The organism is Streptococcus cristatus, assembly GCF_003943515.1.
Classification (GTDB): domain Bacteria; phylum Bacillota; class Bacilli; order Lactobacillales; family Streptococcaceae; genus Streptococcus; species Streptococcus cristatus_D.
This window is the reverse complement of record NZ_RJPT01000010.1, coordinates 1-12,293: the sequence shown is the minus strand read 5'-3', so window position 1 is coordinate 12,293 and position 12,293 is coordinate 1. Positions and strand designations below refer to the sequence as shown.

Below are 12,293 nucleotides of genomic sequence, written 5' to 3'. Positions count from 1 at the left end.
CCAATGTTAGTACCTAAACGTGTTAAACACCGTCGCGAATTCCGCGGAAAAATGCGTGGTGAAGCTAAAGGTGGTAAAGAAGTAACTTTTGGAGAATATGGTCTTCAAGCAACTACTAGCCACTGGATCACTAACCGTCAAATCGAAGCTGCCCGTATCGCTATGACTCGTTACATGAAACGTGGTGGTAAAGTTTGGATCAAAATCTTCCCACACAAATCATACACTGCAAAAGCAATCGGTGTACGGATGGGATCTGGTAAAGGGGCTCCAGAAGGTTGGGTAGCACCAGTTAAACGTGGTAAAGTGATGTTTGAAATCGCTGGCGTATCAGAAGAAATCGCTCGTGAAGCTCTTCGTCTTGCAAGCCACAAATTGCCAGTTAAATGTAAATTCGTAAAGCGTGAAGCAGAATAAGGAGAAAGCATGAAACTTAAAGAAATTCAAGATTTTGTTAAAGAACTTCGTGGTCTTTCTCAAGAAGAACTCGCGAAGCGTGAAAATGAATTGAAGAAAGAATTGTTTGATCTTCGTTTCCAAGCCGCTACTGGTCAATTGGAGCAGACAGCGCGTTTGAAAGAAGTGAAAAAACAAATCGCACGTATCAAAACTGTTCAATCAGAAGTTAAATAATAGACTTGGGAAAGGAGAAATTCTAAAATGGAACGTAATCAACGTAAAACCCTCGTCGGACGCGTCGTTTCTGACAAGATGGATAAGACAATCACAGTTGTAGTTGAAACAAAACGTAACCACCCAGTCTATGGTAAGCGTATTAACTACTCTAAGAAGTACAAAGCACATGATGAAAACAATGTTGCCAAAGAAGGCGATATCGTTCGTATCATGGAAACTCGTCCGCTTTCAGCTACAAAACGCTTCCGTCTTGTAGAAGTTGTTGAAGAAGCGGTTATCATCTAATCAAACCAGAAAGGAGAAAACTTAAATGATTCAAACAGAAACTCGTTTGAAAGTTGCTGACAACAGCGGTGCTCGCGAAATCCTGACAATCAAAGTTCTTGGTGGTTCAGGACGTAAGTTCGCCAACATCGGTGATGTCATCGTTGCATCTGTAAAACAAGCTACTCCTGGTGGTGCGGTTAAAAAAGGTGACGTTGTAAAAGCGGTTATCGTTCGTACTAAATCAGGTGCTCGTCGTAAAGATGGTTCATACATCAAATTCGACGAAAACGCTGCAGTCATCATCCGTGAAGACAAAACTCCTCGCGGAACTCGTATCTTCGGCCCAGTTGCTCGCGAATTGCGTGACGGTGGCTTCATGAAGATCGTATCATTGGCTCCAGAAGTACTTTAATCTAAAATCAAACAAGTCCCCTGGAAGTTTTCCAGGGTGCCCTCATGGGCGTAAGAAATTAAAGGAGAAACCTAAGAATGTTTGTAAAAAAAGGCGACAAAGTTCGCGTAATTGCTGGTAAGGACAAGGGTGTTGAAGCACTTGTTGTTGCAGCTCTTCCAAAAGTAAACAAAGTTGTTGTTGAAGGTGTTAACCTTGTTAAGAAGCACCAAAAACCAAATAGCGAAAACCCTCAAGGTGCTATCGTAGAAAAAGAAGCACCAATCCATGCGTCAAACGTTCAAGTTCTTGACAAAAATGGTGTTGCAGGACGCGTTGGTTACAAGTTTGTAGACGGCAAAAAAGTTCGTTACAACAAAAAATCAGGCGAAGTGCTTGACTAATCACGAAGGAAAGGAGAAGTATAATGGCAAATCGTTTAAAAGAAAAATATCTTAATGAAGTAGTACCTGCTTTGACTGAAAAGTTCAACTACTCATCTGTTATGGCTGTGCCAAAAGTGGATAAGATCGTTTTGAACATGGGTGTCGGTGACGCTGTATCAAACGCTAAAAACCTTGAAAAAGCTGCTGAAGAATTGGCTCTTATCTCAGGTCAAAAACCACTTATCACTAAAGCTAAAAAATCAATCGCCGGCTTCCGTCTTCGTGAAGGTGTAGCGATCGGTGCTAAAGTAACCCTTCGTGGCGAACGTATGTATGAGTTCTTGGATAAATTGGTTACTGTATCACTTCCACGTGTGCGTGACTTCCATGGTGTTCCAACAAAATCATTTGATGGACGCGGAAACTACACACTTGGTGTGAAAGAACAATTGATCTTCCCAGAAATCAACTTTGATGACGTTGATAAGACTCGCGGTCTTGATATCGTTATCGTAACAACTGCTAACACTGACGAAGAGTCACGTGCATTGCTTACAGGCCTTGGAATGCCTTTTGCAAAATAATATAGGAGGTAAAACAAATGGCTAAAAAATCAATGATTGCTAAGAACAAACGCCCAGCGAAGTTCTCTACGCAAGCTTATACTCGTTGTGAAAAATGTGGCCGTCCACATTCAGTTTACCGCAAGTTTAAACTTTGCCGTGTTTGCTTCCGTGAATTAGCATACAAAGGACAAATCCCTGGCGTTACCAAAGCATCTTGGTAATTCTAGCTTCCAATTCCGTCACGATTCTTCGTTATCGGCTTTTGCCTAACTTTAGTTATGCCTACAAGCCGATGCCTAGACTCACTTAGGACTTGAAGCCTAGAAACTTATTCTGAGCCTAGCTCAATCATTAACTAGCAAGTGCAGCTTGCAAACTACTAGTAAGAGGAGAAATATAAAATGGTTATGACTGACCCAATTGCAGACTTTTTGACTCGTATCCGTAACGCTAATCAAGCGAACCACGAAGTACTTGAAGTACCTGCATCAAACATCAAAAAAGGGATTGCTGAAATCCTGAAGCGTGAAGGTTTTGTAAAAAACGTTGAAATCATCGAAGATGACAAACAAGGCATCATCCGTGTCTTCCTTAAATACGGACAAAATGGTGAAAAAGTTATCACTGGTTTGAAACGTGTTTCAAAACCAGGTCTACGTGTTTACAAGAAACGCGAAGACCTTCCAAAAGTCTTGAACGGACTTGGAATTGCTATCCTTTCAACATCTGAAGGTTTGCTGACTGATAAAGAAGCACGCCAAAAGAACGTTGGTGGAGAAGTTATCGCTTACGTTTGGTAAAATCAAGATACAAAGAGCGTCATGGGCAATGTGAAAATAGGAAATCTGACAAAGAGTGTTAACACTCTAGGAAGATTTGTCTTTTTCACACAGACCATAGCTCGTGTTCAATTTAGCTGATTTACTGATCAGCTAAATAGAGAGTAAATTAGTTTAGGAGAAAAAGATGAAAGCTACTGAATTGAATGAAAAACTTATTGTTGCAGAAGACGCTTTGGCTGAATTGTCAAAAGATGACCTTGTATCTCTTTTATGTGAAATTGGTTATAGTCCTGCGGCTATTGATGTATTGACAGAATATCAGGAATTTGTCAAAGCTTTTCGAAAGAAACTAGGTTTGCTCTAATCCGAATGCCCCCCGTGAAAACTGGTCGCTTGCGGCCTGACAATTTAACAGGAGAAAATAAACATGTCACGTATTGGTAATAAAGTTATCGTGTTGCCTGCTGGTGTTGAAATCACTAACAATGACAACGTTGTAACTGTAAAAGGACCTAAAGGAGAACTGACTCGTGAGTTCTCAAAAGATATTGAAATCCGTGTGGAAGGAACTGAAGTAACTCTTCACCGTCCAAACGATTCAAAAGAAATGAAAACAATCCACGGAACTACTCGTGCCCTTTTGAACAACATGGTTGTTGGTGTATCAGAAGGATTCAAGAAAGAACTTGAAATGCGTGGGGTTGGTTACCGTGCACAACTTCAAGGCTCAAAACTTGTCTTGGCTGTTGGTAAATCTCACCCAGACGAAGTTGAAGCTCCAGAAGGAATTACTTTTGAACTTCCAAACCCAACAACAATCGTTGTTAGCGGAATTTCAAAAGAAGCAGTTGGACAAACAGCTGCTTATGTACGTAGCCTTCGTGCACCAGAACCATATAAAGGTAAAGGTATCCGTTACGTTGGTGAATTCGTTCGCCGCAAAGAAGGTAAAACTGGTAAATAATATTGATTGGCTGATCTTTTCAGCCAGCCAATTTATTTTCCGATTTTGTGCTAAGGCACGTCAATAAAAATAAGAGGTGAAAATTGTGATTACGAAACCAGATAAAAATAAAATCCGCCAAAAACGCCACCGTCGCGTTCGCGGAAAACTCTCTGGAACTGCTGATCGCCCACGTTTGAACGTATTCCGTTCTAATACAGGCATCTACGCTCAAGTGATTGATGACGTAGCGGGTGTAACGCTCGCAAGCGCTTCAACTCTTGACAAAGAAGTTTCAAAAGGAACTAAAACTGAACAAGCCGTTGTTGTAGGTAAACTCGTTGCAGAACGTGCAGTTGCTAAAGGTATTTCTGAAGTGGTGTTTGACCGCGGTGGATATCTCTATCACGGACGTGTAAAAGCTTTGGCTGATGCAGCTCGTGAAAACGGATTGAAATTCTAATAGGGAGGACACTAGAAAATGGCATTTAAAGACAATGCAGTTGAACTTGAAGAACGCTTAGTTGCAGTCAACCGTGTTACTAAAGTTGTTAAAGGTGGACGTCGTCTTCGTTTTGCAGCTCTTGTAGTAGTTGGTGACCGCAACGGTCGTGTTGGTTTCGGTACTGGTAAAGCTCAAGAAGTACCAGAAGCTATCCGTAAAGCAGTTGAAGATGCGAAGAAAAACTTGATCGAAGTTCCAATGGTTGGTACAACTATTCCTCACGAAGTTCTTTCAGAATTTGGTGGAGCGAAAGTATTGCTTAAGCCAGCTGTTGAAGGTTCTGGAGTTGCTGCTGGTGGTGCTGTTCGTGCCGTCATCGAATTGGCAGGTGTGGCAGATGTTACATCTAAGTCACTTGGTTCAAACACTCCAATCAACATCGTTCGCGCAACTGTTGAAGGCTTGAAACAATTGAAACGCGCTGAAGAAGTTGCTGCCCTTCGTGGTATTTCAGTTTCTGACTTGGCTTAAGAAAGGGGAACTCATGGCTCAAATTAAAATTACTTTGACTAAGTCTCCAATCGGACGCATCCCGTCACAACGTAAAACTGTTGTAGCACTTGGACTTGGCAAATTGAACAGCTCAGTTATCAAAGAAGACAATCCAGCGGTACGCGGTATGATCACTGCTGTATCTCACTTGGTAACTGTTGAAGAAGTTAAGTAAGCCTTAGCTGAAAAACTTTTATTAAGATACATTAGGGGATTTGAGAATTTTCTCAGCCCCTAAAACTAAAAATATGTATAGGCGAGTTTGTATCAGAGACACCTTTTCTCTGGTACGAGCGCTAGCATTTTACAAAAGAGGAGAAAAAATAATGAAACTTCATGAATTACAACCTGCTGCAGGTTCACGTAAAGTTCGCAACCGTGTTGGTCGCGGTACTTCATCAGGTAACGGTAAAACTTCTGGTCGCGGTCAAAAAGGCCAAAAAGCACGTAGCGGTGGCGGTGTTCGTCTTGGTTTTGAAGGTGGACAAACTCCATTGTTCCGTCGTGTACCAAAACGTGGTTTCTTGAATGTAAACCGTAAAGAATACGCGATTGTTAATCTTGACCAATTAAATATCTTTGAAGATGGTGCAGAAGTAACTCCAGTGGTTCTCATCGAAGCAGGTATTGTAAAAGCTGAAAAATCTGGTGTTAAGATTCTTGGTAATGGAGAATTGACTAAGAAGTTGACTGTTAAAGCAGCTAAGTTCTCTAAATCAGCTGAAGAAGCTATCACTGCTAAAGGTGGTTCAGTCGAAGTCATCTAAGAGAGGTGACCTATGTTTTTCAAGCTATTAAAAGACGCACTTAAAATAAAACAAGTACGGTCTAAGATTTTGTTTACACTGTTCATCATCTTAGTTTTCCGTATTGGTACAACTATAACCGTTCCAGGAATTAATGCGAAAGCATTGAATAGTTTAAGTGATTTACCTTTCTTAAACATGCTTAGTTTGGTTTCTGGGAATGCCATGCGTAACTTCTCTGTTTTTGCTCTTGGGGTTAGTCCCTATATCACGGCTTCGATCGTGGTTCAGCTCTTGCAAATGGATTTGCTTCCAAAATTTGTAGAGTGGGGCAAGCAAGGGGAAGTCGGACGGAGAAAGCTTAATCAAGCAACTCGCTATATTTCCCTGGTATTGGCTTTTGTCCAATCCATCGGGATTACAGCTGGGTTTGCGACTTTGTCAAGAACCAAACTAGTAGCGAATCCAAATTGGCAAACCTATCTTTTGATTGGTGCCCTCCTCACGACAGGTTCAGTTATTGTGACTTGGTTAGGAGAGCAAATCACAGATAAGGGTTATGGTAATGGTGTATCCATGATTATCTTTGCAGGGATTGTATCTGGTATTCCTGGTATGATCAAAGGAATCTATGAAGATTACTTTGTTAATATCCCGAGCGATCGACTCAATTCGTCTTTGATTTTCGTTGGGATCTTAATTGTTGCTGTTTTAGTGATTATTTATTTCACAACCTTTGTGCAACAAGCTGAGTACAAAATTCCAATTCAATATACGAAGATTGCTCAAGGTGCCCCTTCAAGTTCCTACCTACCGTTAAAAGTGAATCCTGCTGGTGTTATCCCAGTTATCTTTGCAAGTTCGATTACAGCTGCTCCAGCAGCTATCTTCCAATTTGTAAGTGCTATGGGCTATAACGCATCATGGGTTCGGACGGCGCAGGCGCTTCTGGCGACTACAACCATCAGTGGTATGTTTACCTATGCTCTCTTGATTATTCTCTTTACTTTCTTTTATACATTTGTACAAATTAATCCTGAAAAGACAGCAGAGAATTTACAAAAGAGTGGAGCCTACATCCCAGGTGTTCGTCCAGGTAAGGGAACGGAAGAATATATGTCTAAATTGCTTCGCCGTTTGGCGACAGTTGGATCGCTATTCTTAGGGATTATTACAATCATTCCGATCCTAGCCAAAGATCTTTTCGGTCTGACTGATGCAGTTGCTCTTGGAGGAACTAGTCTTCTTATCATCATTTCAACAGGTATTGAAGGAATGAAACAGTTGGAAGGTTATCTTCTGAAGCGTAAGTATGTCGGATTTATGGATACTACAACAGAATAGAAATAGGTTGACTTAGTCAACCTTCTATTTTGTTTTTAAAAAAGTTTATTAAGTGTTTTAATAGATTGCTTTAAAAACAAAAAAGGAGACAAAACATGAATCTTTTGATTATGGGCTTGCCAGGCGCAGGCAAGGGAACACAAGCAGCCAAAATTGTGGAACAATTCCACGTGGCACATATTTCAACTGGGGATATGTTCCGTGCTGCTATGGCCAATGAAACAGAAATGGGTGTTTTAGCGAAATCCTACATTTCTAAAGGCGAGTTGGTGCCAGATGAAGTGACAAACGGAATCGTGAAAGAGCGCTTGGCACAAGATGATATTAAAGAAACTGGTTTCTTGTTGGACGGTTATCCACGGACAATCGATCAAGCTCATGCTTTGGATCAAATCCTTGCGGAACTTGGTATTCAGCTTGAAGGCGTAATCAATATCGAAGTAAATCCAGATAGTTTGTTAGAACGTTTGAGTGGACGGATTATCCACCGCGAAACAGGGGAAACCTTCCACAAAGTTTTCAACCCACCAGTGGATTACAAAGAAGAAGATTACTATCAACGTGAAGACGACAAACCTGAAACAGTCAAACGTCGTTTGGATGTTAATATCGCTCAAGGCCAACCAATTATTGATCATTACCGTGCTCAAGGACTCGTTCACGACATTCAGGGCAATCAAGAGATTGAGGCAGTCTTCTCAGATATCGAAAAAGTCTTGTCAAATTTAAAATAAAAGCGTTTTTCCCACTTGCAATATTTGACAAGTAGTGATACAATGAGTTAGTCTGACTTATAATTGTTACCTCTGTGCTCAGAGGAATCTATCGAAATTTAGGGAGGTGCTTTTGCGTGGCAAAAGACGATGTGATTGAAGTCGAAGGCAAAGTAGTTGATACGATGCCGAACGCAATGTTTACGGTTGAACTTGAAAATGGACATCAGATTTTAGCAACAGTTTCTGGTAAAATTCGTAAAAACTATATTCGTATTTTAGCGGGAGATCGTGTTACTGTCGAGATGAGTCCTTATGATTTGACACGTGGACGGATCACTTACCGCTTTAAATAATCGAAAAACTTGGAGGGATAAGAAATGAAAGTAAGACCATCGGTCAAACCAATTTGCGAATACTGTAAAGTTATTCGTCGTAATGGCCGTGTTATGGTAATTTGCCCAGCAAATCCAAAACACAAACAACGTCAAGGATAAGATAGAAAGGAGAAAACATGGCTCGTATTGCTGGAGTTGACATTCCAAATGACAAACGTGTAGTTGTTTCACTTACTTACGTGTACGGTATCGGACTTCCAACTTCTAAGAAAATTTTGGCTGCGGCTGGAATCTCAGAAGATATCCGTGTCAAAGATTTGACATCAGATCAAGAAGACGCAATCCGTCGCGAAGTGGATGCAATCAAGGTTGAAGGTGACCTTCGTCGTGAAGTAAACCTTAACATCAAACGTTTGATGGAAATCGGTTCATACCGTGGTATCCGTCACCGTCGTGGACTTCCTGTCCGTGGACAAAACACTAAAAACAATGCTCGTACTCGTAAAGGTAAAGCCGTTGCGATTGCAGGTAAGAAAAAATAATATAGGAGGTAAAAGTCTTGGCTAAACCAACACGTAAACGTCGTGTGAAGAAAAATATCGAATCTGGTATTGCACATATTCACGCTACATTTAATAACACTATTGTTATGATTACTGATGTGCATGGTAATGCGATTGCTTGGTCATCTGCTGGTGCTCTTGGTTTCAAAGGTTCTCGTAAATCTACACCATTTGCTGCCCAAATGGCATCTGAAGCAGCTGCTAAGTCTGCACAAGAACACGGTCTTAAATCAGTTGAAGTTACAGTTAAAGGTCCAGGTTCTGGTCGTGAGTCAGCTATTCGTGCACTTGCTGCAGCTGGTCTGGAAGTAACTGCTATTCGTGATGTGACTCCTGTGCCACACAATGGTGCTCGTCCTCCAAAACGTCGCCGTGTATAATCATAAACAATTACACTGCTTTTCGTTTAAGAGGGAGTTAACTAAATGATTGAGTTTGAAAAACCAAATATAACAAAAATTGATGAAAATAAAAATTATGGCAAGTTTGTAGTTGAGCCGCTAGAACGCGGTTACGGTACAACACTTGGAAATTCGCTTCGTCGTGTACTTCTCGCCTCACTTCCAGGTGCAGCAGTGACTTCTATCAACATTGATGGAGTATTGCACGAATTTGATACGATTTCTGGGGTCCGTGAAGATGTGATGCAGATTATTCTGAACATCAAGGGGATTGCTGTAAAATCTTACGTCCAAGACGAAAAGATGATTGAATTGGATGTTGAAGGTCCTGCAGAAGTAACTGCTGGAGATATTTTGACAGACAGTGATATCGAAATTGTAAACCCTGATCATTATCTCTTTACAATCAGTGAAGGTGCTCGCTTTAAAGCGAAAATGGCTGTGAATAGCGGTCGTGGATATGTGCCAGCTGACGAAAATAAAAAAGATGATGCACCAGTAGGCACACTTGCGGTAGATTCTATCTATACGCCTGTGACAAAAGTAAATTACCAGGTTGAGCCAGCTCGTGTTGGTAGCAACGATGGTTTTGATAAACTTACCCTTGAAATTTTAACGAATGGAACAATTATTCCCGAAGACGCTTTGGGACTATCAGCTCGTATCCTGACAGAGCATCTGAACCTCTTTACAGATTTAACAGAAGTTGCTATTTCAACTGATGTGATGAAGGAAGCAGAGAAATCTTCAGATGATCGCATTTTGGAACGTACAATTGAAGAATTGGATCTATCAGTTCGTTCATACAACTGTCTGAAACGTGCAGGAATTAATACTGTCTTTGATTTGACAGAAAAATCTGAGCCTGAAATGATGAAAGTTCGTAACTTGGGCCGCAAGAGTCTTGAAGAAGTTAAAGTTAAACTTGCTGACCTTGGTCTTGGGTTAAGAAATGATAAATAAAGGAGGAATACATGGCTTACCGTAAACTAGGACGCACTAGCTCACAACGTAAAGCAATGCTTCGCGATTTGACTACTGACTTGATTATCAATGAATCAATCGTAACAACTGAAGCTCGTGCTAAAGAAATCCGTAAAACAGTTGAAAAAATGATTACTCTTGGTAAACGTGGTGACTTGCATGCTCGTCGTCAAGCAGCAGCTTTTGTACGTAACGAAATTGCATCAGAAAACTACAATGAAGAGACTAACAAATACACTACAACTACAGCTCTTCAAAAATTATTCTCTGAATTGGCACCTCGCTATGCTGAGCGCAATGGTGGATACACTCGTATTCTTAAGACTGAACCACGCCGTGGGGATGCTGCGCCAATGGCAATTATTGAATTAGTATAATTTTTATCAATTTTGTTGAGTGTTATGATGATGGAGTTCTTATACTCTTAGTCTAGCTCTGGTCTACCGCTAGGAATTTTCCTAGCGGGAACACTCATCATCATGATGAAAGGGTAGACGCTTGTTTACGAAATTGCTTTTAGTGAAAAACAATTTCGTAAGCAGGCGTTTTTGAGTTTTAAGTGGAAAAAGAAAAGGATTTAGTGAGGGAAGGAGAAAAAATGCAAGATTCGATTGCTATTTTGAAAGAGCGTTATTTAGCCAATATAAAAGAAAATCCAGATTTATATATTGGGATTGAGTTAGAATTTCCGATTGTGAATCTTCAGGGAGGTGCGACAGATACTCGTGTAACAAAGGAGCTGTTAGTAAGGCTAGATTCAGACTATGGCTTTATCGTAGAAAGAAGGGATTCAGAGGGCAATCCTATCCAATTAAAAGCTTCAGATAGTGAAGATCGGATACTTTTTGAAGTGTCTTACAATATTTTAGAGTTCGCATTTGAAAAAGCGAAAACAATTCAGGAAGTCGAAAGACGCTTTAATCATTACCTAGATACCATTCAAAAGATTTTGCGCAAAAATCATCATGAACTTCAGGGACATGGTTTACATCCATTCTGGAAGGAGAATGATAATCGGCCCGTGAAATATCCTCGCTATCAAATGTTGATGCAATATCTGGCTTTGAGTGAGAAAATTGGAGGAGATTTTTTCCATCGCCATCCTGATTATGGTAGCTTTATCTGTGGGAGCCAGGTACAGTTAGATGTTTCACGGGCAAATTTCATACAGGTAATTAACGCCTTTAATCAAATCGAGGCTGCCAAAGCTTCTCTTTTTGCCAATTCAGAATTACTTACAGAAGATTTTAACACTAGAATCTCGAGAGACCGCTTCTGGGAAGAGTCCATGCATGGCTTGTTAGTAGAAAATGTCGGTGTTAATCCCCGTGATTTCAAAGATGAGGCAGATTTTTTCAATTATTTAAATCATACAGCCATTTTCAATGTTGAGCGAGAGGGTGACACCTATTATTTTCCTCCTATCGTAGCTGGGGAGTATCTAAAGCAGGAGCAAATCAAGGGATACAATTTAAGTGGCAAGGAAAGTCTAGTAATCCCCCATGCAGATGATTTTTGTAATCACAGAAGCTATCAGTACCAAGATTTGACAACGCGGGGAACGATCGAATTTAGGAGCACTTGTGCTCAGCCTCTCGATAGGACCTTTGCACCAGCAGCTTTTCATTTGGGATTGTTGGCTAATCTTGAGGAAGTGACCGCTTATCTTAAAGATTGTGATTTCTTCAAATTAGAGGGGCGTAACTATAAAAGGCTGCGCAGAAAGTATTCGCAAATCGAGTTAACACAAGCGGATCAAGACTCTATTCAATCATTTGCAGCTGATCTCCTTCAATTAGCTGTTAAAGGTCTGGAGAAACGAAAAGAAGGGGAAGAGTGCTACTTGTTACCGCTTATGAATGAGAGATAAAGTAATTTCTTTTTAACCTCTAATAGAAAGCTGAAGTAAATTTCTTTATGTGATTGATTGGACTGTGTATTATACTAGTTTGAGTATATTTGAATGAATTTAATTGTAGCTAGAGTATTAAGCGACTTTAGCAGCACGGTGCTATAGAGAATAAGGGAGAGGTAAGAGGGAGATGTTACCTTTCCCTTTTAGTTATTGATTTATCAGTGATTTTGTAGATGGCAGGAAATAAATTTGTAAAAAAAGATAAAAAAATTCAAAAAAAGTGTTGACAAGGGAGTGGATAGGTGATATACTGATATAGTTGTCGCTTGAGAGAGCGATAAAGACCTTTGAAAACTGAACAAGACGAACCAATGTGCAGGG

Annotated in this window: 23 protein-coding genes; all 23 read left to right on the top strand. The window is 40.4% G+C overall.

What is annotated here, in order from left to right; all coding sequences use genetic code 11:
- Window positions 1–3 precede the first annotated feature (3 nt).
- The 23 genes from rplP (at window position 4) to D8791_RS08370 (ending at window position 11,927) form a co-directional block, all read left to right on the top strand.
- On the top strand, window positions 4–417 hold the full coding sequence (gene rplP, locus D8791_RS08480; protein ID WP_005591298.1) for a 50S ribosomal protein L16: 414 nt from the start codon (window positions 4–6) through the stop codon (window positions 415–417).
- A gap of 9 nt (window positions 418–426) precedes the next feature.
- Window positions 427–633, top strand: a complete 207-nt coding sequence (rpmC, locus tag D8791_RS08475; RefSeq protein WP_005591297.1) for a 50S ribosomal protein L29 — start codon at window positions 427–429, stop codon at window positions 631–633.
- 27 nt (window positions 634–660) lie between these two features.
- Window positions 661–921, top strand: a complete 261-nt coding sequence (rpsQ, locus tag D8791_RS08470) for a 30S ribosomal protein S17 (protein ID WP_002885836.1) — start codon at window positions 661–663, stop codon at window positions 919–921.
- Window positions 922–946: 25 nt separating this feature from the next.
- Window positions 947–1,315 (top strand): 50S ribosomal protein L14, encoded by a 369-nt coding sequence (gene rplN, locus D8791_RS08465; RefSeq protein ID WP_002894494.1) that lies wholly within the window; start codon window positions 947–949, stop codon window positions 1,313–1,315.
- A 77-nt stretch (window positions 1,316–1,392) separates the two neighbouring features.
- Window positions 1,393–1,698 (top strand): 50S ribosomal protein L24, encoded by a 306-nt coding sequence (gene rplX, locus D8791_RS08460; protein ID WP_005591295.1) that lies wholly within the window; start codon window positions 1,393–1,395, stop codon window positions 1,696–1,698.
- 23 nt (window positions 1,699–1,721) lie between these two features.
- Window positions 1,722–2,264 (top strand): 50S ribosomal protein L5, encoded by a 543-nt coding sequence (gene rplE / locus D8791_RS08455; protein WP_005591294.1) that lies wholly within the window; start codon window positions 1,722–1,724, stop codon window positions 2,262–2,264.
- A 17-nt stretch (window positions 2,265–2,281) separates the two neighbouring features.
- The gene (locus D8791_RS08450) at window positions 2,282–2,467 is read left to right on the top strand and encodes a type Z 30S ribosomal protein S14 (RefSeq protein WP_001085697.1); all 186 of its coding nucleotides are present in this window, start codon (window positions 2,282–2,284) and stop codon (window positions 2,465–2,467) included.
- A 180-nt stretch (window positions 2,468–2,647) separates the two neighbouring features.
- Window positions 2,648–3,046, top strand: a complete 399-nt coding sequence (gene rpsH, locus D8791_RS08445; RefSeq protein WP_002899666.1) for a 30S ribosomal protein S8 — start codon at window positions 2,648–2,650, stop codon at window positions 3,044–3,046.
- A 166-nt stretch (window positions 3,047–3,212) separates the two neighbouring features.
- On the top strand, window positions 3,213–3,392 hold the full coding sequence (locus D8791_RS08440; protein WP_000648250.1) for a hypothetical protein: 180 nt from the start codon (window positions 3,213–3,215) through the stop codon (window positions 3,390–3,392).
- Window positions 3,393–3,455: 63 nt separating this feature from the next.
- Complete coding sequence (gene rplF, locus D8791_RS08435) at window positions 3,456–3,992, top strand: 50S ribosomal protein L6 (protein ID WP_005591293.1); 537 nt, start codon at window positions 3,456–3,458, stop codon at window positions 3,990–3,992.
- Between the two features lie 85 nt (window positions 3,993–4,077).
- Window positions 4,078–4,434, top strand: coding sequence for a 50S ribosomal protein L18 (rplR, locus tag D8791_RS08430; RefSeq protein WP_009659213.1), 357 nt, complete (start codon window positions 4,078–4,080; stop codon window positions 4,432–4,434).
- A gap of 18 nt (window positions 4,435–4,452) precedes the next feature.
- Entirely contained in the window at window positions 4,453–4,947 is a 495-nt protein-coding gene (gene rpsE, locus D8791_RS08425) for a 30S ribosomal protein S5 (protein WP_005591292.1), read from the top strand.
- A gap of 13 nt (window positions 4,948–4,960) precedes the next feature.
- On the top strand, window positions 4,961–5,143 hold the full coding sequence (gene rpmD, locus D8791_RS08420) for a 50S ribosomal protein L30 (protein WP_002894509.1): 183 nt from the start codon (window positions 4,961–4,963) through the stop codon (window positions 5,141–5,143).
- Between the two features lie 151 nt (window positions 5,144–5,294).
- A complete protein-coding gene (rplO, locus tag D8791_RS08415) occupies window positions 5,295–5,735 on the top strand; it encodes a 50S ribosomal protein L15 (RefSeq protein WP_037617756.1) in 441 nt (146 codons plus the stop codon).
- A gap of 12 nt (window positions 5,736–5,747) precedes the next feature.
- Window positions 5,748–7,058 (top strand): preprotein translocase subunit SecY, encoded by a 1,311-nt coding sequence (secY, locus tag D8791_RS08410; protein ID WP_005591290.1) that lies wholly within the window; start codon window positions 5,748–5,750, stop codon window positions 7,056–7,058.
- Window positions 7,059–7,153: 95 nt separating this feature from the next.
- Window positions 7,154–7,792: an adenylate kinase gene (locus D8791_RS08405; protein WP_037617752.1), complete on the top strand. Its 639-nt coding sequence runs from the start codon at window positions 7,154–7,156 to the stop codon at window positions 7,790–7,792.
- 116 nt (window positions 7,793–7,908) lie between these two features.
- Window positions 7,909–8,127: a translation initiation factor IF-1 gene (gene infA, locus D8791_RS08400; protein ID WP_001029883.1), complete on the top strand. Its 219-nt coding sequence runs from the start codon at window positions 7,909–7,911 to the stop codon at window positions 8,125–8,127.
- A 24-nt stretch (window positions 8,128–8,151) separates the two neighbouring features.
- On the top strand, window positions 8,152–8,268 hold the full coding sequence (gene rpmJ, locus D8791_RS08395; RefSeq protein WP_001808836.1) for a 50S ribosomal protein L36: 117 nt from the start codon (window positions 8,152–8,154) through the stop codon (window positions 8,266–8,268).
- A 17-nt stretch (window positions 8,269–8,285) separates the two neighbouring features.
- Window positions 8,286–8,651, top strand: coding sequence for a 30S ribosomal protein S13 (gene rpsM / locus D8791_RS08390; RefSeq protein WP_005591288.1), 366 nt, complete (start codon window positions 8,286–8,288; stop codon window positions 8,649–8,651).
- Window positions 8,652–8,668: 17 nt separating this feature from the next.
- The gene (gene rpsK / locus D8791_RS08385) at window positions 8,669–9,052 is read left to right on the top strand and encodes a 30S ribosomal protein S11 (protein ID WP_001118385.1); all 384 of its coding nucleotides are present in this window, start codon (window positions 8,669–8,671) and stop codon (window positions 9,050–9,052) included.
- 45 nt (window positions 9,053–9,097) lie between these two features.
- Complete coding sequence (locus D8791_RS08380) at window positions 9,098–10,036, top strand: DNA-directed RNA polymerase subunit alpha (RefSeq protein ID WP_015604257.1); 939 nt, start codon at window positions 9,098–9,100, stop codon at window positions 10,034–10,036.
- A gap of 11 nt (window positions 10,037–10,047) precedes the next feature.
- Complete coding sequence (rplQ, locus tag D8791_RS08375; protein ID WP_005591286.1) at window positions 10,048–10,434, top strand: 50S ribosomal protein L17; 387 nt, start codon at window positions 10,048–10,050, stop codon at window positions 10,432–10,434.
- A gap of 221 nt (window positions 10,435–10,655) precedes the next feature.
- Entirely contained in the window at window positions 10,656–11,927 is a 1,272-nt protein-coding gene (locus D8791_RS08370) for a glutamate-cysteine ligase family protein (protein WP_125447310.1), read from the top strand.
- The last annotated feature ends 366 nt before the right edge of the window (window positions 11,928–12,293 follow it).

What these genes read in the sequence shown, in the direction of transcription:
- rplP (WP_005591298.1), top strand. Translation starts at nt 4, where the DNA reads ATGTTAGTACCTAAACGTGTTAAACACCGTCGCGAATTCCGCGGAAAA.
- rpmC (WP_005591297.1), top strand. Translation starts at nt 427, where the DNA reads ATGAAACTTAAAGAAATTCAAGATTTTGTTAAAGAACTTCGTGGTCTT.
- rpsQ (WP_002885836.1), top strand. Translation starts at nt 661, where the DNA reads ATGGAACGTAATCAACGTAAAACCCTCGTCGGACGCGTCGTTTCTGAC.
- rplN (WP_002894494.1), top strand. Translation starts at nt 947, where the DNA reads ATGATTCAAACAGAAACTCGTTTGAAAGTTGCTGACAACAGCGGTGCT.
- rplX (WP_005591295.1), top strand. Translation starts at nt 1,393, where the DNA reads ATGTTTGTAAAAAAAGGCGACAAAGTTCGCGTAATTGCTGGTAAGGAC.
- rplE (WP_005591294.1), top strand. Translation starts at nt 1,722, where the DNA reads ATGGCAAATCGTTTAAAAGAAAAATATCTTAATGAAGTAGTACCTGCT.
- D8791_RS08450 (WP_001085697.1), top strand. Translation starts at nt 2,282, where the DNA reads ATGGCTAAAAAATCAATGATTGCTAAGAACAAACGCCCAGCGAAGTTC.
- rpsH (WP_002899666.1), top strand. Translation starts at nt 2,648, where the DNA reads ATGGTTATGACTGACCCAATTGCAGACTTTTTGACTCGTATCCGTAAC.
- D8791_RS08440 (WP_000648250.1), top strand. Translation starts at nt 3,213, where the DNA reads ATGAAAGCTACTGAATTGAATGAAAAACTTATTGTTGCAGAAGACGCT.
- rplF (WP_005591293.1), top strand. Translation starts at nt 3,456, where the DNA reads ATGTCACGTATTGGTAATAAAGTTATCGTGTTGCCTGCTGGTGTTGAA.
- rpsE (WP_005591292.1), top strand. Translation starts at nt 4,453, where the DNA reads ATGGCATTTAAAGACAATGCAGTTGAACTTGAAGAACGCTTAGTTGCA.
- rpmD (WP_002894509.1), top strand. Translation starts at nt 4,961, where the DNA reads ATGGCTCAAATTAAAATTACTTTGACTAAGTCTCCAATCGGACGCATC.
- rplO (WP_037617756.1), top strand. Translation starts at nt 5,295, where the DNA reads ATGAAACTTCATGAATTACAACCTGCTGCAGGTTCACGTAAAGTTCGC.
- secY (WP_005591290.1), top strand. Translation starts at nt 5,748, where the DNA reads ATGTTTTTCAAGCTATTAAAAGACGCACTTAAAATAAAACAAGTACGG.
- D8791_RS08405 (WP_037617752.1), top strand. Translation starts at nt 7,154, where the DNA reads ATGAATCTTTTGATTATGGGCTTGCCAGGCGCAGGCAAGGGAACACAA.
- rpmJ (WP_001808836.1), top strand. Translation starts at nt 8,152, where the DNA reads ATGAAAGTAAGACCATCGGTCAAACCAATTTGCGAATACTGTAAAGTT.
- rpsM (WP_005591288.1), top strand. Translation starts at nt 8,286, where the DNA reads ATGGCTCGTATTGCTGGAGTTGACATTCCAAATGACAAACGTGTAGTT.
- D8791_RS08380 (WP_015604257.1), top strand. Translation starts at nt 9,098, where the DNA reads ATGATTGAGTTTGAAAAACCAAATATAACAAAAATTGATGAAAATAAA.
- rplQ (WP_005591286.1), top strand. Translation starts at nt 10,048, where the DNA reads ATGGCTTACCGTAAACTAGGACGCACTAGCTCACAACGTAAAGCAATG.
- D8791_RS08370 (WP_125447310.1), top strand. Translation starts at nt 10,656, where the DNA reads ATGCAAGATTCGATTGCTATTTTGAAAGAGCGTTATTTAGCCAATATA.